The organism is Streptomyces flavusporus, assembly GCF_046267975.1.
GTDB lineage: Bacteria > Actinomycetota > Actinomycetes > Streptomycetales > Streptomycetaceae > Streptomyces > Streptomyces flavusporus.
In genome coordinates, this window is record NZ_CP176503.1 from 7,365,789 (window position 1) to 7,392,434 (window position 26,646).

27 protein-coding genes are annotated in these 26,646 nt (G+C 70.7%); 16 read left to right on the top strand and 11 right to left on the bottom strand.

Features of this window, described 5'->3' with window-relative positions:
• Positions 1 to 40 precede the first annotated feature (40 nt).
• Positions 41 to 373: a hypothetical protein gene (locus ACKTSN_RS34740; protein WP_409472739.1), complete on the bottom strand. Its 333-nt coding sequence runs from the start codon at positions 371 to 373 to the stop codon at positions 41 to 43.
• 286 nt (positions 374 to 659) lie between these two features.
• Here ACKTSN_RS34740 and ACKTSN_RS34745 point away from each other — a divergent pair, with 286 nt between their 5' ends.
• The 6 genes from ACKTSN_RS34745 to ACKTSN_RS34770 all read left to right on the top strand — a co-directional run bounded on the left by ACKTSN_RS34745 (position 660) and on the right by ACKTSN_RS34770 (position 6,634).
• Positions 660 to 1,418, top strand: a complete 759-nt coding sequence (locus ACKTSN_RS34745; RefSeq protein WP_409472740.1) for a nucleotidyltransferase domain-containing protein — start codon at positions 660 to 662, stop codon at positions 1,416 to 1,418.
• Between the two features lie 105 nt (positions 1,419 to 1,523).
• Entirely contained in the window at positions 1,524 to 2,009 is a 486-nt protein-coding gene (locus ACKTSN_RS34750; RefSeq protein WP_409472741.1) for a hypothetical protein, read from the top strand.
• A gap of 150 nt (positions 2,010 to 2,159) precedes the next feature.
• Entirely contained in the window at positions 2,160 to 4,031 is a 1,872-nt protein-coding gene (locus ACKTSN_RS34755; RefSeq protein ID WP_409472742.1) for an FUSC family protein, read from the top strand.
• Positions 4,032 to 4,168: 137 nt separating this feature from the next.
• Positions 4,169 to 5,527: an amidohydrolase gene (locus ACKTSN_RS34760; protein ID WP_409472743.1), complete on the top strand. Its 1,359-nt coding sequence runs from the start codon at positions 4,169 to 4,171 to the stop codon at positions 5,525 to 5,527.
• Between the two features lie 85 nt (positions 5,528 to 5,612).
• Positions 5,613 to 6,302 carry a DUF899 domain-containing protein gene (locus tag ACKTSN_RS34765; protein WP_409472744.1) on the top strand — a complete coding sequence of 230 codons (690 nt, stop codon included), beginning with the start codon at positions 5,613 to 5,615 and terminating at the stop codon, positions 6,300 to 6,302.
• Between the two features lie 155 nt (positions 6,303 to 6,457).
• Positions 6,458 to 6,634: a hypothetical protein gene (locus ACKTSN_RS34770; protein ID WP_165396163.1), complete on the top strand. Its 177-nt coding sequence runs from the start codon at positions 6,458 to 6,460 to the stop codon at positions 6,632 to 6,634.
• 65 nt (positions 6,635 to 6,699) lie between these two features.
• Here the strand turns inward: ACKTSN_RS34770 and ACKTSN_RS34775 are convergent, their stop codons facing one another.
• Complete coding sequence (locus ACKTSN_RS34775; protein ID WP_409472745.1) at positions 6,700 to 7,134, bottom strand: hypothetical protein; 435 nt, start codon at positions 7,132 to 7,134, stop codon at positions 6,700 to 6,702.
• On the bottom strand, positions 7,125 to 7,745 hold the full coding sequence (locus ACKTSN_RS34780; protein WP_409472746.1) for an ATP-binding protein: 621 nt from the start codon (positions 7,743 to 7,745) through the stop codon (positions 7,125 to 7,127). The genes ACKTSN_RS34775 and ACKTSN_RS34780 overlap by 10 nt, the downstream gene beginning before the upstream one ends.
• A gap of 245 nt (positions 7,746 to 7,990) precedes the next feature.
• Between ACKTSN_RS34780 and ACKTSN_RS34785 the strand changes: the two genes are divergently transcribed.
• The 3 genes from ACKTSN_RS34785 (at position 7,991) to ACKTSN_RS34795 (ending at position 10,034) form a co-directional block, all read left to right on the top strand.
• The gene (locus ACKTSN_RS34785; RefSeq protein WP_129797316.1) at positions 7,991 to 8,851 is read left to right on the top strand and encodes a helix-turn-helix domain-containing protein; all 861 of its coding nucleotides are present in this window, start codon (positions 7,991 to 7,993) and stop codon (positions 8,849 to 8,851) included.
• Complete coding sequence (locus ACKTSN_RS34790) at positions 8,852 to 9,127, top strand: DUF397 domain-containing protein (protein WP_409472747.1); 276 nt, start codon at positions 8,852 to 8,854, stop codon at positions 9,125 to 9,127.
• A gap of 94 nt (positions 9,128 to 9,221) precedes the next feature.
• Positions 9,222 to 10,034: an SAM-dependent methyltransferase gene (locus ACKTSN_RS34795; RefSeq protein ID WP_409472748.1), complete on the top strand. Its 813-nt coding sequence runs from the start codon at positions 9,222 to 9,224 to the stop codon at positions 10,032 to 10,034.
• Between the two features lie 136 nt (positions 10,035 to 10,170).
• On the opposite strand, the gene ACKTSN_RS34800 is transcribed toward ACKTSN_RS34795, so the two are convergent.
• The 3 genes from ACKTSN_RS34800 to ACKTSN_RS34810 form a co-directional block, all read right to left on the bottom strand.
• On the bottom strand, positions 10,171 to 11,658 hold the full coding sequence (locus ACKTSN_RS34800) for a glutamate synthase subunit beta (protein WP_409472749.1): 1,488 nt from the start codon (positions 11,656 to 11,658) through the stop codon (positions 10,171 to 10,173).
• A 150-nt stretch (positions 11,659 to 11,808) separates the two neighbouring features.
• Positions 11,809 to 12,288, bottom strand: a complete 480-nt coding sequence (locus ACKTSN_RS34805; protein WP_409472750.1) for a DUF1772 domain-containing protein — start codon at positions 12,286 to 12,288, stop codon at positions 11,809 to 11,811.
• A 407-nt stretch (positions 12,289 to 12,695) separates the two neighbouring features.
• A complete protein-coding gene (locus tag ACKTSN_RS34810; protein WP_409472751.1) occupies positions 12,696 to 13,397 on the bottom strand; it encodes a DUF2293 domain-containing protein in 702 nt (233 codons plus the stop codon).
• Positions 13,398 to 13,615: 218 nt separating this feature from the next.
• On the opposite strand from ACKTSN_RS34810, the gene ACKTSN_RS34815 reads away from it, so the two are divergent.
• Both ACKTSN_RS34815 and ACKTSN_RS34820 read left to right on the top strand, forming a co-directional pair.
• Positions 13,616 to 14,248: a uridine kinase gene (locus tag ACKTSN_RS34815; protein ID WP_409472752.1), complete on the top strand. Its 633-nt coding sequence runs from the start codon at positions 13,616 to 13,618 to the stop codon at positions 14,246 to 14,248.
• Positions 14,249 to 14,409: 161 nt separating this feature from the next.
• Positions 14,410 to 14,838: a CBS domain-containing protein gene (locus ACKTSN_RS34820; protein WP_129797310.1), complete on the top strand. Its 429-nt coding sequence runs from the start codon at positions 14,410 to 14,412 to the stop codon at positions 14,836 to 14,838.
• 57 nt (positions 14,839 to 14,895) lie between these two features.
• On the opposite strand, the gene ACKTSN_RS34825 is transcribed toward ACKTSN_RS34820, so the two are convergent.
• From ACKTSN_RS34825 to ACKTSN_RS34835, 3 genes are all read right to left on the bottom strand, one after another.
• Positions 14,896 to 16,023: a magnesium and cobalt transport protein CorA gene (locus ACKTSN_RS34825; RefSeq protein ID WP_409472753.1), complete on the bottom strand. Its 1,128-nt coding sequence runs from the start codon at positions 16,021 to 16,023 to the stop codon at positions 14,896 to 14,898.
• 520 nt (positions 16,024 to 16,543) lie between these two features.
• The gene (locus ACKTSN_RS34830) at positions 16,544 to 17,500 is read right to left on the bottom strand and encodes a carbohydrate kinase family protein (protein ID WP_409472754.1); all 957 of its coding nucleotides are present in this window, start codon (positions 17,498 to 17,500) and stop codon (positions 16,544 to 16,546) included.
• Entirely contained in the window at positions 17,497 to 18,405 is a 909-nt protein-coding gene (locus tag ACKTSN_RS34835; RefSeq protein WP_409472755.1) for a pseudouridine-5'-phosphate glycosidase, read from the bottom strand. The genes ACKTSN_RS34830 and ACKTSN_RS34835 overlap by 4 nt, the downstream gene beginning before the upstream one ends.
• 98 nt (positions 18,406 to 18,503) lie before the next feature.
• Between ACKTSN_RS34835 and ACKTSN_RS34840 the strand changes: the two genes are divergently transcribed.
• Positions 18,504 to 18,932, top strand: a complete 429-nt coding sequence (locus ACKTSN_RS34840) for a VOC family protein (protein WP_409472756.1) — start codon at positions 18,504 to 18,506, stop codon at positions 18,930 to 18,932.
• Positions 18,933 to 18,945: 13 nt separating this feature from the next.
• On the opposite strand, the gene ACKTSN_RS34845 is transcribed toward ACKTSN_RS34840, so the two are convergent.
• Together ACKTSN_RS34845 and ACKTSN_RS34850 are read right to left on the bottom strand one after the other, a co-directional pair.
• Complete coding sequence (locus ACKTSN_RS34845; protein WP_409472757.1) at positions 18,946 to 19,500, bottom strand: methylated-DNA--[protein]-cysteine S-methyltransferase; 555 nt, start codon at positions 19,498 to 19,500, stop codon at positions 18,946 to 18,948.
• Positions 19,501 to 19,555: 55 nt separating this feature from the next.
• Positions 19,556 to 20,431 carry a glycerophosphodiester phosphodiesterase gene (locus ACKTSN_RS34850; RefSeq protein WP_409472758.1) on the bottom strand — a complete coding sequence of 292 codons (876 nt, stop codon included), beginning with the start codon at positions 20,429 to 20,431 and terminating at the stop codon, positions 19,556 to 19,558.
• A 280-nt stretch (positions 20,432 to 20,711) separates the two neighbouring features.
• Here ACKTSN_RS34850 and ACKTSN_RS34855 point away from each other — a divergent pair, with 280 nt between their 5' ends.
• The 4 genes from ACKTSN_RS34855 (at position 20,712) to ACKTSN_RS34870 (ending at position 26,555) form a co-directional block, all read left to right on the top strand.
• Positions 20,712 to 21,581, top strand: coding sequence for an MHYT domain-containing protein (locus ACKTSN_RS34855; RefSeq protein ID WP_409472759.1), 870 nt, complete (start codon positions 20,712 to 20,714; stop codon positions 21,579 to 21,581).
• Positions 21,582 to 21,621: 40 nt separating this feature from the next.
• Positions 21,622 to 23,772 carry an excinuclease ABC subunit UvrB gene (gene uvrB / locus ACKTSN_RS34860; RefSeq protein WP_409472760.1) on the top strand — a complete coding sequence of 717 codons (2,151 nt, stop codon included), beginning with the start codon at positions 21,622 to 21,624 and terminating at the stop codon, positions 23,770 to 23,772.
• A gap of 160 nt (positions 23,773 to 23,932) precedes the next feature.
• Positions 23,933 to 24,511, top strand: coding sequence for a TerD family protein (locus tag ACKTSN_RS34865; protein ID WP_129797301.1), 579 nt, complete (start codon positions 23,933 to 23,935; stop codon positions 24,509 to 24,511).
• A 55-nt stretch (positions 24,512 to 24,566) separates the two neighbouring features.
• Positions 24,567 to 26,555, top strand: a complete 1,989-nt coding sequence (locus ACKTSN_RS34870; RefSeq protein WP_409472761.1) for a TerD family protein — start codon at positions 24,567 to 24,569, stop codon at positions 26,553 to 26,555.
• The last annotated feature ends 91 nt before the right edge of the window (positions 26,556 to 26,646 follow it).

A 26,646-nucleotide genomic window follows, 5' to 3' on the forward strand; every position in this document is an offset into this window, starting at 1 on the left:
AAGGCGTAACGGTAGTCCACCAGGGACAGGAACTCACCGGTCAGTCTTCATTACCCCTCTGCCCTGCGGGGGGGTGCCCCGATCCGGGGGACCGCGATGACCGCGACGCCGGAAGGTCGATCAGATCGCTGACCCCCGCCACCCCCTGCAAGGTCCGCGCCAGCGACACCAGCGTCTCCCGTACGGCCGCGATCTCGCCGCGCAGTGCCTCCGCGTGCTCCCACTCCCGCTCGTACGCCACGGGATCGCGCCCGGCCGGACGCTGGGACTCGTACGCGGTCAGGCGGGGATGCCACTGGGCGAGGAGCGGCCGCAGGACACGGTTGAGCACGGTGACGGCGAGGAGGCCGAAGCTGACGTGGCCGGCTGCCACGTACCGGAGATCTCGCCGACGAAGGGAATCGTCAGCTTGGCCGTGACCTCTGCGGGACCGCCCGGGCCCCGCCGCCTGCGCTGCCTGTGTGACGATGCGCAACCGAGCTGGCCGCCCTGCGCGAGCCGTTGCTGAGGATCGTGGAGGGATTGGGGGTATCTCCGGGGCGGACTTCGGGGTGGCGGCGACGGGATGAGGCCCGGACCGGATCCCAGGGCGTCATTGCGTAGACGCCCCGGGTCGTAGTTGCCTGGAGGCAGCCCACCCAGCTCCGTACGCTGCACGTATGCCCGCCCTCGACGACACCAGCTTCCTCAGCACCATCGCCGACCGCCTGGCCGCCCTCCCCGCCGTCCGGGCCGTCGCCCTGGGCGGCTCCCGTGCCCAGGGCACCGAACGCCCGGACAGCGACTGGGACTTGGCCATCTACTACCGAGGCGCCTTCGACCCCGCCGACCTGCGTGCTGTCGGTTGGGAGGGCGAAGTCTCCGAGGTCGGCGGATGGGGCGGAGGCGTGTTCAACGGGGGCGCGTGGCTGACGATCGACGGGCGGCGCGTGGACGTCCACTACCGCGACCTCGACGTGGTGGAGCGGGAGTTGGCGGAAGCCGAGGAGGGGCGGTTCCGGGTGGAGCCGTTGCTGTTCCATCTCGCGGGGATTCCCAGCTATTTGGTAGTGGCGGAGCTGGCGATCAACCGGGTGCTGAGAGGTCGGCTGCCGCGACCGGCGGGATATCCGGAGAAGCTGCGCACCGCCGCCGCCGAGCGCTGGTACGGCACAGCCCGAGCCACTCTCGCGTACGCGAGGGTGAACCACGCCCCTGCGGGAGGCGTCACGGAGGTCGCCGGAGCCATCGCCACGGCCGCCGTGCAGACCGGGCACGCCGTGCTGGCGGCGCGCGGGGAGTGGGTGACGAATGAGAAGCGGTTGTTGGAGCGGGCGGGGCTTCGGGGAGTGGATGGGATCCTCGGGGGTCTGCGGCCGGATCCAGAGGCCTTGCTGCGAGCGATCGCCGACGCGGAGACGCTGTTCGCGTCTGCTTGATCCTCAATCGTGCGAGGGAAGCGACGCTGGATGCGCAACCCGTCCGCCCGTGCCGTCGCTTGGGCTCGACGAGGGGCGTGGGCACGGAGCCACTAGGTCGATTCCATGGGACTCTTCGACAAGCTGACCGGAACCAAGCGCCCCGCCGACGGTGTCGCGCCGGGCTCAGCCGAGGAGGTGCGGACAACCCTGCTCAGCCTCAACCGGCCCGATGTGCCGTACGTCATCCGCGACGGCGCCGCGGATGACGCCGACCTGGTGGCGGAGTGGCGGATGGCGGAGCCCGCCTGGCAGACCCTCTTCATCGAGTCCCAGTTGACTCGCGCCGTCCGGATCCGGATGCGCCTGGTCCAGGACGACCATGAGGTCCGCGCCCTTGAGGAGCAGTGGGAGGTCACCCGAGTCGGCAACCCGCCGAGGCTTGAGATTTCGTCGGAGTACTCCCGCGGGCCGGACAGGACCGTCTCCCACCACTGGACGATCGAACGCGGCGAGAGTGGCCGCCTCGAAGCGACGGAGACTTTCCGCTTCGACGGCGCGGAACTTGTGAGGACGGGACTCAGTACTGCGCCCCCGCAGTTGCGTTCATAAAGAACGTGGCGTTTCCACGCATTGTCACATCCCCGAAACGCCAATGTCCCGGCGCCTCCAAGAACCCGCCCTACCCTGGACACCACAGCGCAATGCCCGGCCACCGTCGCCCGAAGGCACCACCCCCGCCCTCGCCCCGACAGGAGCCCCGTGTCCCGCCCCGCCCCCGCGTTCCACATCCCGCCCTGGCTCGCCCACGCCCTCCGCACCCAGCGGGGTCCCGTGCCCTGGCCCGCGGTCGTACGAGGCGCCCTGTCCAGCGGGCCGTTACTGCTTGTTGCCGTGCTCGCCGACCGGACCTCGCTCGGCGTCGTGGCCGCCATCGCCGCCATGCTCGCCGGCATCAACGACCGCCCCGGCAGCCGGCGGACCTCCGTCAGGCGGCTCGGGGTGCCTGCGCTCGCGGGAGCCGGTGGGATGCTCGTCGGGACGTATGCAGGGGACCATGTCGGGGCCGTGGCCTTGAGCGTTCTCCTCACCCTTGTCGGGCTGGTCGCGGGCGGCATGAGCGCCGTGGGGCCCGTTGCCTCCGGGGCCGGAACCCAGCTGCTCGTCGCCGCTGCCATCGGGGCCGGGATGCCGTTGCCCGACGAAGGGTGGCAGCGGACTCTCGCCTATCTCGCGGGGGCCGGGTGGCTGCTCGGGCTGCGGCTGGTGCTGCCGACGCCCGGGGCGATCGCCGGGGACTTCCGGTTCGACGGGGAGCGGGAGGCCGTGGCCGACGTGTACGACGCCGTCGCCGGGCTTCTCGACGCCGTCGGTACCGCGCACGCCACCGCCCGCCGTGCCGCTCTCACCGCCGCCCTCGATCATGCGCAGGACGCCCTCGCCGGGCCCCGGCTGCGACGGTACGCCACTTCCGCGGCCGAGCGGCGACTGCATGCGCAGTACGCCGCTGCCCTTCCCCTCGCCGAGGCCGCCACCGCGCTCGCGTGGGCGGGAGAGGCCCTCTCCGAGCGGGCCTCCGAAGGGCCCCGGCGACTCGCCGCCGCCGTACGTGGCAACACGCACACCGGGCCGCTGCCCGCGCCCAACCGGAACGCCCCCGCCCTGCGCGCCCTCGACGACGCCCTGCTGCACGCCGCCGAGGCCTTCGACCGGGGCAAGGGGGCCGACCTGCACACCCGGAGGCGCACGGCCAGGACCCTGCTTCGCACCGTCTTCGGGGCCGGCGGGCGGGAGTACGGGCTGCGTGTCGGCCTCTGCTTCGGGGCCAGCGCCGCTGTCGCCCAGGCCCTGCATCACGCCCAGTGGTACGGGCAGCACGAGCACTGGTACTGGCTCCCCGCCACCGCCGTCTTCCTCGTCAAGCCCGACCTCGGGCCGCTCGTTTCACGGGTGCTGTGCCGGGCCGCCGGGACCGTCCTCGGTGCTCTCGTCTTCGCCGGGTTCGCCGCCGTGCTGCCCCGTCCCGAAGGGCTCATCGCGCTCGTCGCCGTCAGCGGTGCGCTCATTCCCGTGGCCACGCGGCACTTCGCCGCGCAGACCGCCGTCGTGACCGTCCTTGTGCTCGCCCTGGTGATGGTGGGCGGCGAGCCGCAGGCCTCCGTCAGCCGGATCGGGGAGACGCTGCTGGCCTGCGCCATCGTGCTGATCGTCGGGCATCTGCCGATGCCGGGGCAGCGGGGTGGGGGTGTGCGGGCCCGGCTCGCCGCGGCGGGCGGCGCGGCTCAGGCGTACCTCGCCCACGTCCTGCACGAGACCGACGCCGACTCCGCCACCCGCGCCGTCCGCTGGACCCTCCGCCGCGGGGCCTACCGGGCCCTCGCCGAGGCTCGTGCCGCCATCGCGCTCGCCGCTGCCGAACTCCCCGCGCTCGCCCGGCACTCGGAAGGCGCGGACGAGATCGTCGCCGTCCTCGAACGGCTCGTCGACACGACCACCGCGTGCGCCGTCCACCTCGACGACACCGGCCGGCTCACCCCCCGGCACACCGAGCGGCTCACCGAGCTCCTCGATGAACTCGCCAAGCGGCGTGATCGCGGGGGGCCAGGACTGCCCGACCTGCCCATCGCCGTGTAGGGCCCGACCCACGAGGGCTGCCCCGGGCCCGCGTCCCCCGCCCGGCCCGGGTCCGCCCCGCCCCGCGACACGGTCGCGACGCCGGGGATGCGCGGTTCGGCTCACGTCCCGGCACGACACCGTCGTACGTTGGCCCCATGACGCCTTCTCCCGCGGAAGCTGATCTCATCATCACCGGATGCACCGTCCTCGTGCACGACGATCAGGAGCGGATCGGGTTCGAGGAGGACGCCGCCGTCGTCGTACGGGACCGAGTCGTCGAGGCTGTCATCGGCGCCGCCGAAGCAGAGGGCCTGGCGGCGCGCGAACGCCTCGACGCCCGCGGGCAGGTCGCCATGCCCGGGCTCGTCAACTGCCATACCCATGCCCCGATGGTCGCCCTGCGCGGTGTCGCCGAGGACCTGCCGACCGAGGAGTGGTTCAACGACGTCGTCTGGCCCATCGAGTCCAACCTCACCGAGAAGGACGTCGAGTTGGGCGCTCGGCTCGCCTGTGCCGAGATGATCCGCGGGGGCGTCACCTGCTTCGCCGACCACTACTTCGCCATGGACTCGGTCGCCGCCGTGGTCGAGGAGTGCGGAATGCGGGCGCACCTCGGCGAGGCCTACTTCTCCTCCCAGGGGTCCCAAGGGCGGGAGAAGTCACTGGAGTTCGCGTTACGGCATCGGGGCGCCGCCGACGGCCGTATCACCACCACCCTCGCCCCGCACGCCCCCTACACCGTCGACGACGCCGACCTGGCCGCCACCGCCGAACTCGCTCGGGAGCACGGCCTCCCCGTCCACATCCACGCCTCCGAGAACCGCGACCAGGCCGACACCAGCCTCGCCCGCCACGGCGTCACCCCCATCGAGGTCCTGGAACGGACCGGACTCCTCGACGTCGACATCCTCATCGCCCACGGCACCGGCATCCTCGACCGCGACCTGCCCGTGCTCCAGAACGCCACGGGCCGTGTCGCCGTCGCCACCGCACCCCGCGGCTACCTCAAGTTCGCCTGGCCCACCACCACACCCGTACGCGCCCTGCGCGCCATCGGCATCCCCGTGGGACTTGCCACCGACGGCGCCGCCTCCAACAACTCCCTCGATGTGTGGGAGTCGATGGCGCTCACTGCCCTCATCCAGAAGTCGACCGAGGGCGAACCCCGCTGGCTGACGGCACGCCAGGCCCTGCACCACGCCACACTGCAGAGCGCCCGCGCGGTCGGACTCGGTGACACCGTCGGCCGTATCGCACCGGGGCGGCGGGCCGACATCGTTCTGGTCGACCTCAGCGGCCCGCACACCCAGCCCGTCCACGACCTCGCCGCCACCCTGGTGCACAGCGCCCGCTCCTCCGATGTCCGCACGACCATCGTGGACGGGCGGGTCCTGATGCGCGACCGGGAGTTGCTGACGATCGATGTGCCCGCGGTGGTGAGGGAGTTGGGGGAGCGGATGCCCGCACTCCTGGACCGGAGCCACGGCAAGCGCATCCAGGAGTACGACACCTAGGTCCCGAAAATCTTCCGGAACCGCGATGAGTTCCGCCCCGCCCAACGGTCACCAACCGCAACGGGACCATTGCACAGGAGGGACCATGTCGCTTCCGGAGATCGCCTCGCGTGAGGAGTGGCGCAGGGCGCGGGAGGAACTGTTGGTCAAGGAGAAGGCGGTGACACGCGCGCGTGACGCACTCAATGCCGAGCGGCGTCGGCTGCCCATGGTCGAGGTCGACACGGAGTACATGTTCGAGGGCGGTGACGGCAAGGCCACCCTGCTCGACCTCTTCGCGGATCGCGATCAGCTCGTAGTCCACCACTTCATGTTCGCGCCCGAGTGGGACGCCGACTGCCGCAGTTGCTCGGCGTTCCTCGACCAGATCGGGCATCTCGCGCACCTGCACGCGCGCGGGACGTCGTTGGTGGCCGTGTCCAGAGCGCCGTACACGAAGATCCTGCCGTTCAAGGCGCGGATGGGCTGGACGCTGCCCTGGTACTCGTCGTACGGCAGCGACTTCAACCATGACTTCGAGGTGACCCTGGAACGTGCCGGGGAACTCGTCGAACGGCCGGGTGTGAGCTGTTTCCTGCGAGTCCGCGACCGCGTCTTCCACACCTACTCGACGTACGAGCGCGGCCTGGACGGGCTCGGCTCCACCACCAGCTTCCTGGACCTCACCGCCCTGGGCCGGCAGGAGGAGTGGGAGGAGCCCAAGGGGCGGGCGTCGGCCTTCGGGGCGCCTGCGGGCAGTGAGCGGGTCCGATATCACGACGAGTACGAGGAGTGAAGCGGAGCGTAGCGGCAAACCCGGAAGCGGAGAGATGCTCCTCACATTCCAACGTGAACGCGTGTCAACTACGTCTCAGTCCCGTCACTTCGCGAGGCGATTCACCTCTGTAAGGCGTTAACTCCAACAAGTACGACGCTTACTGGAGGTGCGAGATGGTGAACGGGCGAAGGGTGCTCGAACGCTTTCCCGCAGGCGGGCCGCGGGGATCGTGGCCGGCGGAGGAGTTCGCGCAGGCGCGCCGGATGGAGGGGCTGCCCGCCGAGGTCGTCATGGACCTCGCGACGGACACGTTCCTGGTGATCGTCCGGGGTGGCGACGGTACGGAGTGAGTCGGGCGAGCCTCGCCTTCCGGGCGGGCGCCTCGGGTGCAGCGGAGTGGGGCGCGCCGTGCGTCTCAGGCGCTGACCGCCCGTGACCACGTCGGTGTCGTGCCCATGATCCGGCACAGTGCCAGATAGAGCGGGATCGGCGGGGTGTAGGGAAACGTGCCCTCCGAACGGTGGATGAGGCGCGGGGTCTCCGGGACGAGCGCGCCGGTGGCGTACCGCGCGGGGGCGGGCCACTCCAGGGCGTAGTCGGAGTCGGACGGAACCAGCCACCACCAGTGCGCCTCATCGGCGTAGATGCACCCCACGCGGGGCAGTCGGGGCAGTACGAGAGGTCCGAAGCGGGCGGGCACCGCCACCGCGTCGCATCCCAGCGGGGCCGTCATACCGTCCGGCACGGACAGCCGCCGGGGCGTGTCCGGGGTGCGCAGCCCGCGCCCCAGACGGACCAGGGTGTCCAGACTGAGCACCTGTCCGCCGCCGGAGGCAGCCGTCAGACCCATTCGGCCCCCGTTTCGCGGTGGGTCGCATCCGGCGCCCCGCGGCGCGCCTCGTCCTCCTCGTCCGAGCCGCCGGACGGACCCGGCTTGGGGCGGGCGCCCCAGCCGAGATCGTCGCGGGGTGCGTCGGCCTGGCGCGGCAGTTCTGCCCAGACCAGCAGGCCGGGGCCGTGCTCCTGGGCGCCCCAGGAATGCGACAGGGCGTCGACGAGGAGCAGTCCCCTCCCGTGCTCCTCCTCGGGCCGCCGCGGGGACGGGTGCGGAGCGCCCGGAGCGCACCCCTCGTCACGCACCGCTATACGCACCACGTCGTTGCCGTCGTGCAACTCGCAGACGACGACCTCGCTCGCGGTGTGCATGATCGCGTTGGTGACCAGCTCCGACACCACCAGAGCGGCCGTGTCGCAGGTGTCCTCGCACACCGACCAGCCGGTCAGCCGGGTACGCGTCAGGCGTCTGGCCTGAGCGGGGGAACCCGGATGCGCGGCCAGTTCGAAGTGGAACCGGCGCTCGGCAGCAGCCCCGAGGGGGCCGGCTCCCGAAGCGGAACCGAGGCCGAAGCGGCCTGCGGCGGCGTCTGTTCCTAAGGGTGCGGACGGAATCACGCTTGCCACTATCGCCCCGGCGTGAACACTTGGCAAGTGTCACTCTGAAAATTGCAGAGTGCTGTGTGACGCGGTGAAGGGTCGTGGCACACTGCTCGCAACAGCATGTGACGCGGCGCCAGTTGGGATCGGCGGAGGTCGGCCTCGGCCTTCGAATAGATCTTCGAATGGCGCCGCTGGGCTGTGCAGGATTCGCGCCCGGGTCGTCAGGAAGCGCCCCAGGCGTCGTCAGTTCCCGTGAGTGGAGGTGGAGGGTGAGCGAGCCGCGGTCCGCGCCGACGGTCGGCCAGGTCGTCCTCGGCCGACGCCTGCAGGACCTGCGGGAACGCGCCGGCCTCAAGCGCGAGGAGGCCGCCCGCATTCTCCGCGTCGCCCCCGCCACCGTCCGCCGTATGGAGACGGCCGAGGTCGCCCTCAAGATCCCGTACCTCCAACTGCTCCTCAAGGCCTACGGCATCCCCGACGACGAGTCCGAGGCCTTCGTGCAACTGGCCGAGGAGGCCAACAAACCCGGCTGGTGGCAGCGGTTCCACGACATCCTGCCCGGCTGGTTCTCGATGTACGTCAGCCTGGAGGGCGCCGCCGCCCTCATCCGCAGCTACGACCCCCACTTCGTGCCCGGCCTCCTGCAGACCGAGGACTACGCGCGTGGTGTGCTGAGGTCGGGCGCCGTCGGCCAGACCCGGCCCGAGGACATCGAGCGCCATGTCGACCTGCGCATGCAACGCCAGGAACTACTCACCCGTCAGAACGCGCCCCGGCTGTGGGTCGTGATGGACGAGACCGCGCTGCAGCGCCCGGTCGGCGGTCCGGAGGTGATGCGTGCGCAGATCGACAAGCTGCTCGAGGCCACGAAGCTGCCCAACGTGACGTTGCAGGTCGTCCCGTTCGCCACGGGTCCGCACCCCGGCACGTACGGGCCCTTCGTGCTGTTCCGATTCGCCATGCCCGAACTGCCGGACATGGTCTACAGCGAGTACCTGACCGGCGCCGTCTATCTCGACGCGCGCGCCGAGGTGGCGACCCACCTCGAGGTCATGGACCGCATGGCGGCGCAGGCCGCTACGGCACATCGCACGAAGGAGATCCTCAGGGATCTCCGCAAGGAGTTGTGAATGGATCGCAGCACGTCCCAGCCCAGGCCGCGGATCCGCACCGAGCGGATCTACAACGGCATGCCCGCCCGGGAGTTGGGCAGCGAGGGCTGGCACAAGCCGTGGAGCGGCGGCAACGGGGGCAACTGCCTGGAGGCGATGAAGCTGGCCGACGGCCGGATAGCGGTCCGGCAGTCCACCGACCCCGACGGACCGGCGCTGATCTACACCCCCGACGAGATGACCGCGTTCATCGAGGGCGCGAAGGCGGGGGAGGCGGACTTTCTGCTGTCCTGAACTGACCTGGTTGGTTCTTTTTCGCTGCTCAACTTCCTTATCTTGGTACTGAATTGATCACCTTCCGCGACGCTCGACGCTTACGGAGTGCCTCATGACCGGGCAGGACCCCACCGGCGCCATCCAGATCGACACCAGCAAGCCGCATCCCGCGCGCATGTACGACTGGTACCTCGGCGGCAAGGACAACTACCCGGTCGACGAGGAGATGGGCAAGCAGATGCTGGCCCTCGACCCGCGGGTGCCGGTCATGGCGCGGGTCAACCGCGCCTTCATGCACCGGGCCACACGCTGGCTGGCCGAGAACGGCGTACGGCAGTTCCTGGACATCGGCACCGGCATCCCGACCGAGCCGAACCTGCACCAGGTCGCCCAGGCCATCGCGCCCGACGCGCGCGTGGTCTACTGCGACAACGACCCGATCGTGCTGACCCACGCGGCGGCCCTGCTGCGCAGCACGCCCGAGGGCGTGACCGAGTATCTGCAGGCCGACGTGCGGGATCCGGCCACCATCATCGAGGGAGCCAGGAAGATCCTGGACCTGAGCCGGCCCGTGGCGCTCTCCCTCGTCGCGCTGCTGCACTTCGTCTCCGACGAGGACGGCGCGCACGAGCTGATCGCCGGCCTGCTGTCCGAACTGCCCTCCGGCAGCTACCTGATGATGCCCCACGCCTCCGCCGACTTCACGCCGGAGGAGTCGGCGGCGGCAACCGCGAAACTGAAGGCCGCGGGCGTCACCCTGGCACTCCGCTCCCGCGCCGAGTTCGCCCGGTTCTTCGACGGACTGGAACTGGTCGAGCCGGGGGTCGCCGTGGTCCACGAGTGGCATCCGGAGCTGGGGGAGCCGGTGCCGGGGCAGGACGACGGGGTCATTCCCGGGTATGGGGCGGTGGGACGCAAGCCGTAGGGCTGCCGACCGGGGGCTGGGCTGTGGGGGTGGGGCTGACGGGGCTTCGGGCTCGGGCGCCGGGCCGGCTTTGGGCGTCGTGCACCGCGGTGGCGGCACGCGCACGGCGCGTCCAGCGCCGAGCTAGGGACAGACCCTAGACCGTCATGGGCCGGTCGTACGGCCCTATGGGCGCCGGCAGCCGTGAACTCCCCGTCAGATGGCGGTCGACTGCCGCCGCCACCGCCCGCCCCTCCGCGATCGCCCACACGATCAGCGACTGCCCGCGCGCGGCGTCCCCGGCGGCGAACACGCCCGGGACGTTGGTCGCGAACCCGGCATCCCGTGCGATCGTGCCGCGTGGCTCCATCGCCAGCTCCAGCTGGTCGATGAGGCCGTCCTCCCGGTCGGGCCCGGAGAAACCGAGCGCCAGCAGCACGAGGTCGGCCGGGAGTACCCGCCCGGTGCCCGGCACCGGCCGCCGCTGCGCGTCCACCTCGACGAGGTGCAACGACCGCACATGTCCGTCGGCGTCACCGGTGAAGCGGAGCGTCGACGCCGCGAACAACCGGGCGTCGGCGTCCGCCGCCGGCGCGGTCCGCAGCGCACCGGCCTCCTCGTGCGCGGCCGACAACCGGTAGATCTTCGGGTACGTCGGCCAGGGTTCGGCGTCCTCGTCGCGCTCGGCGCCGGGCTGGGCGTAGATGTCCAGCTGCGTGACGGAGGCGGCACGCTCGCGTACGGCCGTGCCGAGACAGTCCGCTCCGGTGTCGCCGCCACCGACGATCACGACATGCTTGCCGATGGCGGACAGCGGGGAGACCTCCAGATCCCCCTCGCGCACCCGGTTGGCCAGCGGCAGATACTCCATGGCCTGATGGATACCGGCCAACTCCCGCCCTGACACGGGAAGTTCACGCCACGCGGTCGCCCCAGTCGCGATCACCACGGCGTCGTAGCGCGCCCGCAACTCCGCTGCCCCGATGTCCCGCCCGATCACCGTCGACGTACGGAACTTGGTCCCCTCGGCCCGCATCTGCTCCAGCCGCCGCTCCAGATGGTGCTTCTCCATCTTGAACTCCGGGATGCCGTACCGCATCAGCCCGCCGAGCCGATCGTCCTTCTCGTACACCGCCACGGTGTGGCCCGCCCGGGTCAGCTGCTGAGCCGCGGCAAGTCCGGTGGGCCCCGACCCGATGACCGCGACCGTCCACCCGCTGAGCCGCTCCGGCGGCCGCGGCGGCGCGAAACCTTCCTCCCAGGCCCGGTCGGCTATCGCGCACTCGACGTTCTTGATCGTGACCGCCGGCTGGTTGATGGTGAGCACACAACCCGCCTCGCACGGCGCCGGGCACAGCCGACCCGTGAACTCGGGGAAGTTGTTGGTGGCGTGCAGCCGGTCGCTCGCCGCCCGCCAGTCGTCGCGGGAGACCAGGTCGTTCCACTCCGGGATCAGATTGCCCAGTGGACAGGCCTCGTGGCAGAACGGGATGCCGCAGTCCATACAGCGGTCGGCCTGCTTGTTGATGATGGGCAGCAGCGCCCCCGGGACATAGACCTCGTTCCAGTCCCGCACCCGCTCCTCGACGGGCCGGCGGGGCCAGTCCTCGCGGGGGGTGGTCATGAAACCCTTGGGATCGCCCATGGCCGATTTCCTTGCGTACGCGTACGACAGGCCGTGCGTCTTCGGGCGGCACTCTTTCGGCCACGATACGTCCCGTCGGCCACGGGCGCAGAGTGTGGGACAGCGCTTTCTGGCGGGTTGACCGGGGGCCTTCCGACCGCGCGGGCGTCGTCACGTGAGCCCCAGCACGTACAGCACCGCCGCGGCAGCCGAGGCGATCATGCGGACGTGGTTCCATGCCGTCCACTCCCTGACGTACGCGGGCCAGTACGCTGCCGCCTCCGGTGTCCCCGCGTCCAGCTCGAGCAGCGCGTTGTTGCGCGGCACGTTCGCGAGCATGGTCACGCCGAACGAGCCGATCAGATACAGCGCGCTGCCCAGCAGCAGCTCGACCGCCCCCTCCTCCGGCCAGACCACCAACGTCACCACGGCGATCACCGCGCACAGCAGCGCCGACCCCAGGAACACGATCATGAAAGCCGGTTGCACGGCCGTCACGTTGATCGCCTTCATCGCGGCCACGCCCTGTGCGGGCGGCAGCGCGGCGAGTCCTCGCATCACGAACGTCGAGAAGGCGCAGAAGACCCCGGCCACCAGGCCCGTCCCGAGCGCTCCCAGCACCGTCAGCACGAAGTACGGCCCATTGATCATGTCGCCCTCATCTCCCAGTTCGGGCCGGACCCGCGCCCAGCCCATCCTTGATCACGACTCACCACTCACCGCTCACCACCAGTGAATGTCCGCACAAGAACCCGGACCATGCCCCATCGCCGCGCCCACATGCGTGAGCGTCCAGGCCTGGGGCGGGCCATATGAGGCCGACCGAGCTGGGGGAGGGGTGGGGTGCCGTACGCCGATCCGCTGCCAGCGCCGCCAACTGCCCATGGCCGTCGCTAGTGCCGCGGCAGGCAACGTTCGCCCCGTCGCGACGCCCGGCACGCCCTCTCGCCGCACCGGCCGAAAGCCCAAGTACGTCCAGTACGAGGACTTCCGGCCGGCACGCCGAGAGCACGCACCGGACGCCGCTCCTTGACGGGCAAACGTTGCCTGCCGCGGCACTAGAACGGCTGCGACGACTGCGGAAAGTCGGACGCCGCCTCCCGCCACCCCCGCAGCACCGTCTCCACCGCCGCCGCTGTCCGCCGCCGTGCCTCGTACCGCGCCACCCCGTTCATCAGCAGCTGGTCGTACGGCGTGTCCACATGCCGTACGGCTGCCACGACCGCCGATGTCACCGCCCCCTCGGTGAGCGCCCGCCCGGCCGCGCTGCGGCCCACCCGCCCGCTGCCCCGCATGGACGCGTGCGCCGCGATCGCCCGCGCCCGCTCGGCCGGACACCTGGGAAACAGCCGCAGGATCTCCGCCGCGAACGCCTCCGTGAACCGGTCGTCCTCGACCGCCCTGCGCTGCGCGTCCCTCGCCCGGCGCCGCCGTCGGGCCTCCGCGTCCGCCAGACACCGCTCCTCGGCCCGGGCGAGCCCCTCCTCCTCGACGAGGACGCCCTGACGCTCGTACCGGCTCTTGCGCCGGTTGAACCGCATGACGATCACCGACAGCGTGCTCTCCTCGCGCGCCCTACGGGTCAGCGCGGTGTCCCCGCGCGGCAGGAACACCAGGTGCCCGAGGTCGGCACAGTCGAGGCACCGTGGCACGCCCTCCTCCAGGACGAGCAGCGACAGCGGTCCCCGCCGACACGCGGCACAGCGCTTCTTCTTCAGGGGCTGGATGGCGACGAGTCCGGTACGGGACGAAGGAGTCACGGGCACTGCCTTATCCGTCATATCCGCTTCATGATCCGCCATGTCCGCTTCATGCCCGCGGACCCCCGGGATTTACGCCGTACCGCCGACCTCGTACCGCACGTCACCTCACCCGTGTCCCCGCGCCTGGGCTCACTCGCGACTGTCCGCCCCCGGCCGCACCGAGAGCCATGCGCCCGGCCATCGGTGCTTTCGGCAGCGCGCGGCATCATGGCTCTGTGCGACTCGAAGCGATCACCTGGGACCGGCTCGGCGACCGCCTCGCCGAGCGCCTGCTCGACCTGGAGCCGGCCGACGGTGGTCCCTGGCCGCGGATCGCCTTCGACGGCGCCCCGGCGGCCCGGCCCGGAGACCTCGCCGAGCGCGTCCACGAGGCGCTGCGCATTCGCGGCCGGCCGTCGCTGGTCGTCGGCACGGAGGGCTTCCTGCGCCCCGCCTCCCTCCGGCTGGAGCACGGCCACCAGGACGTGGACGCCTACTACGACGGCTGGTTCGACACCGGCGCACTGTGGCGCGAGGTCTTCGGCCCCCTCGAACCCGGCGGCGACGGGCGCATCCTGCCCGATCTCCTGGACCCGGTCACCGACCGCGCCACCCGCAGCCCGTATGTCCAACTCCCTCCCCGCGGCCTCCTGTTGCTGCACGGTCCCCTCCTCCTTCGCCACTGGTTCCCCTTCGATCTGACGGTTCACCTCCTCCTGTCGCCGGGCGCCCTGCGCCGCCGTACGCCCGAGCCCGAGCACTGGACCCTCCCCGCGTTCGAGCGCTACGAGCACGAGACCGATCCCGCCGGCACGGCCGACGTCCTGGTACGCCTCGACGATCCGCGCCGCCCGGCCTGGAACGGCTAAGCGGAGTACGTGATCAATCCCCTCCGGGAGCGCCTCCCCGTGCCCGCTCCGGCTGCTGGAGTTCCGGGTGCGTGCGCCGCGCGACCCGGCGAGAATGTAGGACGCCGGGACTAGCGGTGTGTCCTGCGCCGCGCCGGCCGTCCGGCACCGGGAGGTACCCCATGACCACCGCCGGAGAAATCATGCACCGTGGTGCCCAGTGGATCCCCGCCCACGAGACCCTGGACCGTGCCGCCCAGCTGATGCGTGAGCTCAACGTCGGAGCCCTGCCCATCAGCGACGCGAACGAACGGCTCTGCGGCATCCTCACCGACCGGGACATCGTGGTCGGCTGTGTGGCCATGGGCCACGACCCATCCAAGGTCACGGCGGGCGAGATGGCCAAGGGCACGCCGCGCTGGATCGACGCCGGCGCCGATGTCAGCGAGGTGCTCCAGGAGATGGAGGACCACCAGATCCGCCGCCTGCCCGTCATCGAGAACAAGCGCCTGGTCGGCATGATCAGCGAGGCCGACCTGGCCCAGCACCTGACGGAGGACCAGATCGGCGCCTGGGCCGAGCGGGTCTACGCCAGGAGCACGGCACGCTGACCCCATGCCCTGCCTCGCCGGCGCCGCAGCCCTGTCCGGCGCGCATCACGGGCCCGCTCAGAGCCAGCCGTTGCGCCGGAAACCGCGGTAGAGCACCAGGCAGGCGAGGGATATGACGCCGATGACCATGCCGTAGCCGTATCGCCAGTGGAGCTCCGGCATGTGGTCGAAGTTCATTCCGTAGACCCCACAGACCATCGTCGGCACCGCGACGATCGCGGCCCATGCCGTGATCTTCCGCATGTCCTCGTTCTGCGCGACTGTCACCTGGGCGAGGTGGGCCTGCAGGATCGAGTTGAGCAGCTCGTCGAAGGCGGCTATCTGCTCCGTGGCCCGCTGCAGGTGGTCGGACACGTCGCGGAAGTAGGCCTGTATCTCCGGTTCCACCACCCGGATCGGCCGGTTGGCGAGATCCGCGAGCGGACGGCCGAGTGGGACCACCGCCCGCTTCAGCTCCAGGAGTTCACGCTTGAGCTGATAGATGCGGCCGGGATCCGCTCGCGCGCCGTTCTCCGCGAAGACATCCGTCTCGACGTGCTCGATGTCGGCCTGTACCGAGTCGATGACGTTGAGGTAGTCGTCGACCACATGGTCCGCGATCGCATGCAGCACTGCGGACGGCCCCTTGGCGAGCTGGCCGGGCTCCGCCTCCAGCTCCTCGCGCAGCGGGCCCAGCGAACCGTGCCGTCCGTGCCGCACACTGATCACGAAGTCCTGGCCGACGAACACCATGATCTCGCCGGTGTTCACCACCTCGCTCGTGGCCGTGAGTTCTTCGTGCTCGACGTAGCAGACCGTCTTGAACACCGCGAACAGCGTCTCCCCGTACCGCTCGACCTTCGGGCGCTGATGTGCCTCGATCGCGTCCTCGACGGCCAGCGGATGCAGGTCGAACAGCTCGGCGATGCCGGCGAACTCCTGGTTCGTCGGCTCGTGGAGACCGAGCCAGACGAAGCCGTCACCGTTCTTGCGTACCCGCTCCACCGTGTCGACCAGGTCGCCGCCGACGGGGACGCGGCCCCCTTCCTCGTACGCCACACAGTTGACCACCGAGGAGCCCAGCGGGGATCGCGCGGGGTGGCTCAGGTCGACACGCCTGCGCCGCCGGGCCAGCCGCGCCACCTTGCGGAGGCCGTCGACCGTGCCGAGGCTCGTGACCTTCCGCAGATTCCCTGCCATGGACATCTGGATCTCCTTGCTCGGATCCCCTCGCGCCGCATCCTGCGCCTGTCGCGCCAGTGTGCCAGGACCGCGTGAGCGGCGGGTAAGCCTGTGGAAACCACGGGTTCCGCTTGGTTCCGGCCTGTGGACAACGGGAGTTGGCCTGTGGGGCCTGTGGCGGTCCCGTGGCGGGAATTACGCCGCCTGGCGTCCGGCACGGGCCGACCGCCCGTCTCGATGCGCCCGGCGCCCGATACCTCGTCCACCTCGTCGTGGACCTCCCGTCGCACCGGAGCGTCGCCCCCTCCCGGCAAGTCGGATAAATGGGATGATCGCGGCATGACGTTAACGGACGGGTCTCTCCTCGACAACCGGCAGTCCGGGGCGGGAGCGCGCTCCGAGGCCCTCACCCCCCTCCGACACCATGGATCTTGCCGCGGTTCCGATGATTTCGGCGTGGGGACGCAAGGGATGGACGTGAGGGGAACTGCCGCGCTCAGGAGGTGGTCGACAAGGCGGGCCAGGCTCGCCGTTCTTCCTGCTGTCAGCTGCTCACCGGAGGCCTGCCGCCCACCTGTTCGACCGCCCGCGCACCCGCCAGACACCCGTCCGCCGCCGCGGCCTCGGGCTCGGCGCCGGTGAGCAGGGCGGTGAGGAATGCGCCCGTGAACGCGTCGCCGGCGCCGGTGGTGTCCAAGGCTCTCGCCGGTGCGGCGGGCACCCGACTGCGCACGGTGCCGGAGCGGGCGACCAGAGCCCCGGCCGCCCCCTGCTTGGCGACCACCAGCGGGACGTGGCGGCTCAGCTTCGCCGCCGCGTCCGCCGCATCCGGCAACCCGGTGAGCAGGCACGCCTCGTCCCGGCTGGGCAGCAGGACCTCCACCCCTTCGACCGACGCGAGGAAGCGGTCGACGCCCAGCTCCATGAGGAAACCGGCCGACGCCGGATCCAGACTCACCGGCACCCCACGCGCGCGTGCCGACGCCAGGGCCAGCGCCACCAGCGCGCGGCTCTGCTCGGAGAAGAGCAGATAGCCGGACAGATGCAGCCATGCGACACCGTCGAGCAAGGTGTCCGACCAGTCACCGGGCTCGAGACGCAGCGAGGCACCGCTGTCGGTGAGGAACGTCCGCTCTGCCGAAGCGTCCGTGTCGACGAGGCAGATCACCGTCCCGGTCGGCGCCTGCGGATCGATGACCAGGCGTGACCGCACCCCGGCGGCGGCCAGCTCCCGCTCGTGCCAATCCGCCGCGTCCTTCCCCACCCGCCCGAGCAGCCGCACCTCCGCACAACCCCAATGGGCAGCCCAGCAGGCCACATTGGCGCCCGCGCCACCGGGCACCGTCCGGATCACGGCGGCCGTGTCGGTGCCCGCGGCCAGAAGCCCTCGATGCCGGGCGACGACGTCCGTCACCACGTCCCCGACCACCAGCAGCGCACCGCTCGGGGAGCCACGGCGGGTCGAAGCGGCCCCCTGCCCCGGCGTCCCCGAGCCGCTCACGCCCCGGCCCAGGCCGCCGCGATCCGCCCCGCCAGCCGTACGTTGCCGCGTACTGCGGCCAGGTTGGCCCGCAGCGAGGCACCGTCGGTGTGCCGCACCAGATGGTCGAGCAGGAACGGTGTGACGGCCTGGCCGCTGACTCCCTCCTCCTCGCAGGCCCGCAGCGCGTCGGCGAGCACGCGTGCGTGCAGCCCGGGATCCAGTTGCTCCGCCTCCGGAACGGGGTTGGCCACGATCAACGCCGAGTCCGGGACACCGAGCGCGTCCTGGGCCCGCATGACCTCCGCCACCTGCTGCGGACTGTCCAGGGTCCAGTCCACCGGGTGTCCCGAGTCGGAGAGGTAGAAGCCGGGGAAACGGTCCGTGCCGTACCCGGCCACCGCGACGCCCAGTGTCTCCAGCCGCTGCAGAGTCGCCGGTACGTCCAGGATCGACTTCACCCCCGCGCACACCACCGTGATCCGCGTGCGCGCCAGCAGGCCCAGGTCGGCGGACTCGTCCTGCGTCACCGTCCACTGCCGGTGCACCCCGCCGAGCCCGCCGGTGGCGAAGACCCGCACTCCGGCCAGCGCCGCCAGCAGCGCGGTCGCGGAGACCGTGGTCGCCCCGCTCGCCCCGGAGGCAACGGCGAGGGCCAGGTCGCGGTGGCCCAGCTTGCGGATCCCGTCCTCGTTGGCGACCCGCTCCAGCTGCTCCTTGTCCAGGCCGACCCGAGGCCGCCCGTCCAGCACGGCGATCGTCGCCGGGACGGCGCCCTCCTGCCGTACGGCCTCCTCCAGCTCGAGCGCCACCTGCAGATTGCGCGGCCGCGGCAGCCCGTGCGCGATGATCGTGGACTCCAGGGCCACCACGGGCCGACGCGCGTGGACCGCTTCATGCACCTCTTCGGACACCACCAGCGTCACGCGCCTGCCTCCTGTCTGTCGGTCTTCCCTCATCTCTGGCGGGCGGCGGGCCCCGTCAAACCCTTGCGGCCGGTGAGGGACGACACCAGCCTGGGAGCATGACGGACAACACGACACGTCTCGATCACGTCGTCCTGTGGGTGCGCGACCCGGTCGCCGCCGCCGACTTCTACGAGAAGGCGGTGGGCCTGGAACCTCTGAGGGTCACCGAGTTCGCCGCGGGCGAGGTGTCCTTCCCTTCCGTACGCCTCAATGACGAGACCATCTTCGACCTCGCACCTCTCAGCATCGCCGAACGCATGAACATGCTCCCCGACGCCGCCGGGAGCGCGGGCCACCCTGTCAACCATGTCTGCCTGGCACTGTCGAAGCACGACTTCGACGCACTGCGCACACGCCTGGAGGAGCGCTCGGTCCCCGTCTCGGACATCTCCCGCGACTCCTTCGGTGCCCGCGGCAAGGCACCCCGCAGCTTCTACTTCCGCGATCCGGACGGCAACGTCCTGGAGGCACGTCACTACGCGTGAGTGGGCCCGACCCTCAGAACAGTGGCTCGGGCAGCACGCCCTCCAGTGCCAGCAGCCTCCGCTTGGTCTCCAGACCGCCGCCGAACCCGCCGATGCCGCCGTCGCTCTCGACGACCCGGTGGCAGGGCACGACCACCGGCAGCGGATTGGAGCCCATCGCCATGCCCACCGCCTGGGCCGCGCCCGGCTGACCGACCCGGTCGGCCAGATCGCCGTAACCGACCACCGTGCCGTACGGCACACCGGACGCCAGCTCGCGCAGCACCTGACGGTTGAAGCCCGAGATCAAAGACCAGTCCAGCGGCAGCCGGAAGTCCCGCCGCTCACCCGCGAAGTAGGCCTCCACCTGACGTATCGCCTCGGCCAGCAGGGGAGAGCCGGGTGCCTCGACCGGCTCGGCGCCCAGCCGGGACGCCAGCCGGGCGAGCGCCCTGTCGCGCACCGGTTCCGTGGCGTGGAACACGACGTTGACCAGGCCCTCGGTCGTCGCGGCCAGCAGCAGCGGACCGATGTCGCTGTCGACGACGGTCCACACGACCTGCTGCTCGTCCTGCCCATGGCTGTCCATGCGCTCACCGTACGACCCGCCACTGACAATGACCGGCGAGCGGCCCCCGGGACCGTCACTCCCCGCCGAGGGCCTCGCGCACCACGTCGGGCTTGTTGGTGATGATGCCGTCGACGCCGTACCTGGCGACCCGCCGGGCGGTGGCCGCATCGTCCACGGTCCAGGTGAAGACCTCCAGCGGCCTGCCGTGGGCGCCGGTGACGCCGTGGACGGCGGAGACATAGCGGGCCGAGAGGGTGCCGTACGACGGGTTGATCTGGTCGACGAAGCGCGCGTACCCGGAAACCTCCGCCATGGACGGTGTCCCGAGGAAACCCGTCCTGACGGCGGGCTTCAGCTCATGGACGGTCCGCACACTGTCCGCGCTGAAGCTCTGCACGATCAGCCGGCCCGTGAGGTGCTGCCGGTCGAGCCAGCCTTCGTTGCCGAGGAGCTTGAGCGTCTGCTGCTCGATTCCCGGATACAGCTCCGGCTTCTTGATTTCGAGAAGGAGCTTCTGGTGATGGTGCTCGACTCGACGCAGGTACTCCTTGAGCGTTGGTACGCGCGCGCCCGTGTAGGAGGGGGCGAACCAGCTCCCCGCGTCGAGGCGTGCGATCTCGGCGGCCGTGAAGTCCTTCACCTTCCAGGGTGCGCGGTCGGGGAAGACCTCCTCCACGTCGGTGGTGCGCTGCAGGCTGTCGTCGTGGATCACCACGAGCTCGCCGTCCTTGGTCCGCTGCACATCGTTCTCGACCCACTGGATGCCCAGCTCGGCCGCCTTGTCGACGGCGGCGAGGGTGTTCTCGGGCGCCTGCGCCGAGGCGCCCCGGTGGGCGATGACCACAGGCTGCTCGGCAGCGCTGTCGGCGCCTGCGTCGGCGGCAGGGAGCAACAGGGCGACGGTCCCCAGGAGCGCGGTGGTCGTGGCGGCAACTGCGCGCGCGTGCATGCGTACTCCTCGCATCGAAGAATCACGGACGGCTCCACCGTGACAGCAGAGGGTCAACGCCAGAGGGGTGCAGGATGGCCACAGATTGAATGGTGATGCCCGAGACCGCTCACCGCAGCGGCACAACTGAGGCAGGGACGTGTTTCTTTGCCAGAAAATCGTTCGAGCATTCCGGTGCGAGTCATACTCTCTGCCTCAACCCTGACCGTTCGTTGCGGTCCTGGGAGGGGGCGTACATCAGGGCATTCCGGGACGGAAGAGGGCGGAAGGGCAGCCGCGCATGCAAGGCACGGTCGACGGATTCAGCTACGGCCTCGTCACACCCGTGGTGGCCTACCTCATGGCCTGCCTCGGCGGTGCACTCGGCCTGCGCTGCACCACGAGATCCATGCTCGTGGCCGGCTCCTGGCGACCCGGATGGCTCGCCCTGGGCTCCGCGGCGATCGGTTCCGGCATATGGACCATGCACTTCATCGCGATGATGGGCTTCAAGATCAAAGAGGCGCCGATCCACTACGACAAACCGATGACGTACGCCAGCCTGGGCATCGCCATCGTGATGGTCGGTATCGGGATCTTCATCGTCGGCTACCGGGGCGCCAGGGGCACCGCCCTGTTCACCGGAGGCACCATCACCGGCCTCGGCATCGCGTCGATGCACTACCTGGGCATGGCCGGCATGCAGCTGAACGGCAAACTGGAGTACAACACGCTCACCGTCGCCGCCTCCGTCGTCATAGCCATGGTCGCCGCCACGGCCGCCCTGTGGGCGGCCGGACAGGTCAGAGGACTGTGGTGGAGCGTGGGCGCCAGCCTCATCATGGGGCTAGCGGTCAGCGGCATGCACTACACGGGCATGGCAGCCCTCAGCGTCCACCTTCACGCCCCCGCCGACCCGTCCACGGGCGACTCGCCGGCGGCGCTGCTCGCCCCCATGCTGATCGGTCCCCTCGCCTTCCTCTGCCTCGCGGGCGTCGTCGTGCTGTTCGACCCCCTCATGGTCATGGGCAAGCCCCACTGGCCCCGAGCCGAAGACAAGCCCGGCGTCCCGGCCCACGCGCCCGACCGGCCCCACCAGTCCCGCCGCATCGCGCTCCGCTCCCGTCGGCACCCGACCCGCCACCGCTCCCGCACCCCGCAGAACTGGTGATCCGGGCCCGTTGTCAGTGCGGGGTCGTACGGTGGATTCCATGCGGCCCGTTTCCAACATCGAACGCACGGTGGCGCCCTTCGAGGTCGTCAGCCCCTACCAGCCGAGCGGCGACCAGCCGACGGCCATCGCCGATCTCGCCCGGCGCATCGAAGCCGGTGAGAAGGACGTCGTCCTCCTGGGTGCGACCGGCACCGGCAAGTCCGCCACCACCGCGTGGATGATCGAGAAGCTTCAGCGCCCCACCCTGGTGATGGCCCCGAACAAGACCCTGGCCGCCCAGCTGGCGAACGAGTTCAGAGAGCTTCTGCCGAACAACGCCGTCGAGTACTTCGTCTCGTACTACGACTACTACCAGCCCGAGGCCTACGTCCCGCAGTCGGACACCTACATCGAGAAGGACTCCTCGATCAACGAGGAGGTCGAGCGCCTGCGTCACTCCGCGACCAACTCGCTGCTCACCCGCCGCGACGTCGTCGTGGTCGCCTCGGTGTCCTGCATCTACGGTCTCGGTACGCCGCAGGAGTACGTCGACCGCATGGTCCCGCTCAGGGTCGGCGAGGAGATCGACCGCGACGAGCTGCTGCGCCGCTTCGTGGACATCCAGTACACGCGCAACGACATGGCCTTCACCCGCGGCACCTTCCGGGTGCGCGGGGACACCATCGAGATCTTCCCGGTCTACGAGGAGCTGGCCGTCCGCATCGAGATGTTCGGCGACGAGATCGAGGCGCTGTCCACCCTCCACCCGCTCACCGGTGAGATCGTCAGCGACGACGAGCAGCTGTACGTCTTCCCGGCCTCCCACTACGTCGCGGGGCCCGAGCGCATGGAGCGGGCCATCAACGACATCGAGAAGGAACTCGGCGAGCGCCTGGCCGAGCTGGAGAGGCAGGGCAAGCTCCTGGAGGCCCAGCGCCTCAGGATGCGGACGACGTACGACATCGAGATGCTCCGCCAGATCGGCACCTGCTCCGGCGTGGAGAACTACTCGATGCACTTCGACGGCCGCCTGCCCGGCTCCGCGCCGAACACCCTGCTGGACTACTTCCCCGAGGACTTCCTGCTCGTCATCGACGAGTCGCACGTCACCGTGCCGCAGATCGGCGCCATGTACGAGGGCGACGCCTCCCGCAAGCGCACCCTCGTCGAGCACGGCTTCCGGCTGCCCTCCGCTCTGGACAACCGCCCCCTGAAGTGGGAGGAGTTCCAGGATCGCATCGGGCAGACCGTCTACCTCTCGGCGACCCCGGGCACCTACGAGCTCTCCCGCGGGGACGGCGTCGTCGAGCAGATCATCCGCCCCACCGGCCTGGTCGACCCGGAGGTCGTCGTCAAGCCCACCGAGGGCCAGATCGACGACCTGGTGCACGAGATCCGCACGCGCGTGGAGAAGGACGAGCGCGTCCTGGTCACCACGCTCACCAAGAAGATGGCCGAGGACCTCACCGACTACTTCCTGGAACTCGGCATCCAGGTCCGCTATCTGCACAGCGACGTCGACACCCTGCGCCGCGTCGAGCTGCTGCGCGAACTGCGCTCCGGCGAGTTCGATGTGCTGGTCGGCATCAACCTCCTGCGTGAGGGCCTGGACCTGCCCGAGGTCTCCCTCGTGGCGATCCTCGACGCCGACAAGGAGGGCTTCCTGCGCTCCGGCACCTCACTGATCCAGACCATCGGCCGCGCGGCGCGCAATGTCTCCGGCCAGGTCCACATGTACGCCGACAAGATCACCCCGGCGATGGAGAAGGCCATCGAGGAGACCAACCGCCGCCGGGAGAAGCAGATCGCGTACAACAAGGCGAACGGCGTCGACCCCCAGCCGCTGCGCAAGAAGATCAACGACATCGTCGCGCAGATCGCGCGCGAGGACGTCGACACCGAGCAGTTGCTCGGTACGGGCTACCGCAAGGCGAAGAAGGACGGCCGCGGCACCAAGGCCCCGGTGCCTTCCCTGGGCGAGCACGCGGTCAAGGGCGGGAAGGCGGCCAAGAGGGCCAAGGGCAAGGCCGGGGAAACCGTGCCCACCGACCGTCCCGCGGCCGAACTCGCCGAGCAGATCGAGGAGCTGACCGCGCGGATGCGCGCCGCAGCCGCGGACCTGCAGTTCGAGATCGCCGCCCGGCTGCGCGACGAGGTCTCCGAGATGAAGAAGGAACTCCGCCAGATGAAGGAGGCGGGACTGGCCTGACGGGCCACGGAGGCCTCAGTGACCTCGCCGGGAATGCGCTGTGTTGCAAGACCGACACAAAGTGCGGACCGGGGTACGGCACTGTCAGTGCCCCTGCGTAGGGTTCTGGTCATCCGCGGCATCGCGGCAACAGGGGAATGCTCGAGAGGGGAAACAGCGCGTGACCGTCAACATGACCAAGGGTCAGGCCATCAGTCTGCAGAAGAACGACGGCGGCAGCCTGACCGCGGTGCGCATGGGTCTCGGCTGGCAGGCGGCCCCGCGCCGCGGCCTGTTCGGTTCGCGCACCCGGGAGATCGACCTCGACGCCTCCGCCGTCCTGTTCGCGGACAAGCAGCCGGTCGACGTCGTCTTCTTCCGCCACCTGGTGAGCGACGACGGCTCCGTTCGGCACACCGGTGACAACCTCGTCGGTGGTGTCGGCCAGGGCGGCGACGACGAGGCGATCCTCGTCGACCTGCAGCGCCTCCCGGTCCACATCGACCAGATCGTCTTCACCGTGAACTCCTTCACGGGCCAGACCTTCCAGGAGGTGCAGAACGCGTTCTGCCGCCTCGTCGACGAGACCAACGGCCAGGAGCTCGCCCGCTACACGCTGGCGGGCGGCGGCCAGTACACGGCCCAGATCATGGCGAAGGTGCACCGCAATGGCCCGGGCTGGACGATGACGGCCCTCGGCAACCCGGCCAACGGTCGCACCTTCCAGGACCTGATGCCGGCGATCCTGCCGCTCCTCTAGGACGGCCCGGCGAGCGGCACACGACACCGACACACGACACAGGGGGACGAAGGCGATGACGGCCGAGCTGGTGCGGGGGCAGAACCACCCGCTCTCCCAGGCCCGTCTCGAGATCCGGGTCTCGGCCGGCACGCCGATCGTGGCCGTGGCCACGCTCAGCGACGACCAGGGCAAGGTCCACGCAGTGGAGCGGGTGGCCCACCCGGGCGCACCCACCCTGCCCGGACTTGAGGTCCCCCGGCAGGCGGCCGCCGACCATCGCCTCGCGGTGGATCTGGACGCCATGCCGGACACGGTGCACCGCGTCCATGTGCTGCTCGCCCTGCCGGGCGGCGTCGGGGGAGGGCCGAACCGCTTCGGTGCCCTGGCCGCCCCCTTCGTCGCGGTCACCGGGCTGGACGGAACCGAGGTCGCCAGCTACACGATCACCGGCCTGGAAGCGGAAACGGCCGTCGTCGCCCTGGAGCTCTACCGCCGCCAGGGCGCGTGGAAGGTGCGCGCGGTCGGTCAGGGCTATGCGGGCGGGCTCGCCGAGCTCTTCACCGACCAGCACTTGCCCCAGGCCCACCAGCTCGCCGGCACCATAAACGACGCCGTGGCCCGCGGACTGGCCCGCTCCGTGGCGGCGCCCCCACCGCGCACGGCGGACGGTGACCGCACGAGGCAGTCGGCCGCCCCCACCCTCGGCCCGGACCAGAGCGGCTCACCCTACGGCGCCCAGAGCCCCCAGGCCGGCGCGGGATCCCGTACGGGCTACCCCGGAGGACCGGCCTCGGCCGACCCGTCCGCCCTCACGGAGCCGTCCGCGCCCACCGCCGCCGGCCCGATCGACTACAACCATCCTCGTCGGCAGAACGGGGCGCCGCCCCCGCCCCCGCCGACCGCGCCTCCTGCGGCGCCGGGTCAGCCCGCCCAGCCCGTCGCGGGCGACGCCACCGGCTGGTCCATGGACGAGCGGCTCTACAACCAGGTGTGGGGCATGTTCGAGGACCTGGCCCGCACCACGGCCGCCTACCGCAGCGCAGTCGACTTCGCCGAATCGCGCATGGACAAGGAGCTGGAGCAGGTCCTGTCCGACCCGCGCGGCCGGATCGGCGGGCAGGCCGACGCCGCGCGCGAGGCCGCCCGCGCCCGGCACACCCAGCTCGTCGACCAGGCCAAAGAGGCCCTCGACCGGGATGTCGCCCAGCTCACCGCCGAGGCCGCTGTCGTCGAACCCGCGCTGCCACCGGCGTACGCGGGCTGGGACAACCCCGTCTGGCACGGCTACCGGGTGCCGATGGAGATGCCGATGGCCCTGCGCCTGGGCGAGCTGCATCTGCCCGAGTGTGCCCAGCTGCGCATCCCGATGCTGGTCCGGTTGCCGCTGGAGCGCGGCCTGTGGATCGACAGCGGAGGTGCCGGGGTGCTCGACGGCTCGTTCGCCGACTCGCACGATCTGCGGCGCCTGGCGATGGAATCGGCGGTGGCCCACGCGGCCCGGCTGCTCGCCGTCCATCCGGCGGGCGAGTTCACCGTGCATGTGATCGACCCGGCCGGTTCCGGAGCGCAGGCGCTGGCACCGCTGGTGCAGACCGGAGCACTCGAGGCGCCGCCCGCCGTAGGTGCCGCCGGTGTGGCGGACGCCCTGGCCAGACTCACTCAGCGCGTCGACCTCGTGCAGATGGCGGTGCGTGGCGGCGCGGCCGACGCCCTGCCACCGGGCATGGACACCTCCCAGCACCTGCTGGTGGTCAACGACTTCCCGCACGGCTTCGACGACCGGGCGGTGACCCAGCTGCGCTATCTCGCCGACGAGGGCCCGGCTGTCGGCGTCCATCTGATGATGGTGGCCGACCGCGAGGACTCCGCGGGTTACGGACCGCTGCTCGACCCCCTGTGGCGTTCGCTTCTGCGACTGACCCCGGTGGCCGACGATCACCTCGCCGACCCGTGGGTGGGGCACGCCTGGACGTACGAGCCGCCGGTCGTGCCCTCCGGCAGCCAGGTGCTCCAGCAGGTGCTCACGCAGGTGGCCGCGGCTCGCCGCGCGTGGCGCCGGTGACCGTCACCGCCGCCTGCACCAAGCGCATGTAAAGCGCTCTGACCTGCGTCTTTGGTCATTCTTTTACTAACTGCTTTGCCTTTCCTTGGTG

What these genes read in the sequence shown, in the direction of transcription:
- ACKTSN_RS34790 (WP_409472747.1), top strand. Translation starts at nt 8,852, where the DNA reads ATGGATCGCAGCACGTCCCAGCCCAGGCCGCGGATCCGCACCGAGCGG.
- ACKTSN_RS34805 (WP_409472750.1), bottom strand. Translation starts at nt 12,288, where the DNA reads ATGATCAATGGGCCGTACTTCGTGCTGACGGTGCTGGGAGCGCTCGGG.
- ACKTSN_RS34850 (WP_409472758.1), bottom strand. Translation starts at nt 20,431, where the DNA reads ATGCACGCGCGCGCAGTTGCCGCCACGACCACCGCGCTCCTGGGGACC.
- ACKTSN_RS34750 (WP_409472741.1), top strand. Translation starts at nt 1,524, where the DNA reads ATGGGACTCTTCGACAAGCTGACCGGAACCAAGCGCCCCGCCGACGGT.
- ACKTSN_RS34870 (WP_409472761.1), top strand. Translation starts at nt 24,567, where the DNA reads ATGACGGCCGAGCTGGTGCGGGGGCAGAACCACCCGCTCTCCCAGGCC.
- ACKTSN_RS34745 (WP_409472740.1), top strand. Translation starts at nt 660, where the DNA reads ATGCCCGCCCTCGACGACACCAGCTTCCTCAGCACCATCGCCGACCGC.
- uvrB (WP_409472760.1), top strand. Translation starts at nt 21,622, where the DNA reads ATGCGGCCCGTTTCCAACATCGAACGCACGGTGGCGCCCTTCGAGGTC.
- ACKTSN_RS34765 (WP_409472744.1), top strand. Translation starts at nt 5,613, where the DNA reads ATGTCGCTTCCGGAGATCGCCTCGCGTGAGGAGTGGCGCAGGGCGCGG.
- ACKTSN_RS34845 (WP_409472757.1), bottom strand. Translation starts at nt 19,500, where the DNA reads ATGGACAGCCATGGGCAGGACGAGCAGCAGGTCGTGTGGACCGTCGTC.
- ACKTSN_RS34800 (WP_409472749.1), bottom strand. Translation starts at nt 11,658, where the DNA reads ATGGGCGATCCCAAGGGTTTCATGACCACCCCCCGCGAGGACTGGCCC.
- ACKTSN_RS34820 (WP_129797310.1), top strand. Translation starts at nt 14,410, where the DNA reads ATGACCACCGCCGGAGAAATCATGCACCGTGGTGCCCAGTGGATCCCC.
- ACKTSN_RS34760 (WP_409472743.1), top strand. Translation starts at nt 4,169, where the DNA reads ATGACGCCTTCTCCCGCGGAAGCTGATCTCATCATCACCGGATGCACC.
- ACKTSN_RS34840 (WP_409472756.1), top strand. Translation starts at nt 18,504, where the DNA reads ATGACGGACAACACGACACGTCTCGATCACGTCGTCCTGTGGGTGCGC.
- ACKTSN_RS34855 (WP_409472759.1), top strand. Translation starts at nt 20,712, where the DNA reads ATGCAAGGCACGGTCGACGGATTCAGCTACGGCCTCGTCACACCCGTG.
- ACKTSN_RS34825 (WP_409472753.1), bottom strand. Translation starts at nt 16,023, where the DNA reads ATGTCCATGGCAGGGAATCTGCGGAAGGTCACGAGCCTCGGCACGGTC.
- ACKTSN_RS34795 (WP_409472748.1), top strand. Translation starts at nt 9,222, where the DNA reads ATGACCGGGCAGGACCCCACCGGCGCCATCCAGATCGACACCAGCAAG.
- ACKTSN_RS34770 (WP_165396163.1), top strand. Translation starts at nt 6,458, where the DNA reads ATGGTGAACGGGCGAAGGGTGCTCGAACGCTTTCCCGCAGGCGGGCCG.
- ACKTSN_RS34775 (WP_409472745.1), bottom strand. Translation starts at nt 7,134, where the DNA reads ATGGGTCTGACGGCTGCCTCCGGCGGCGGACAGGTGCTCAGTCTGGAC.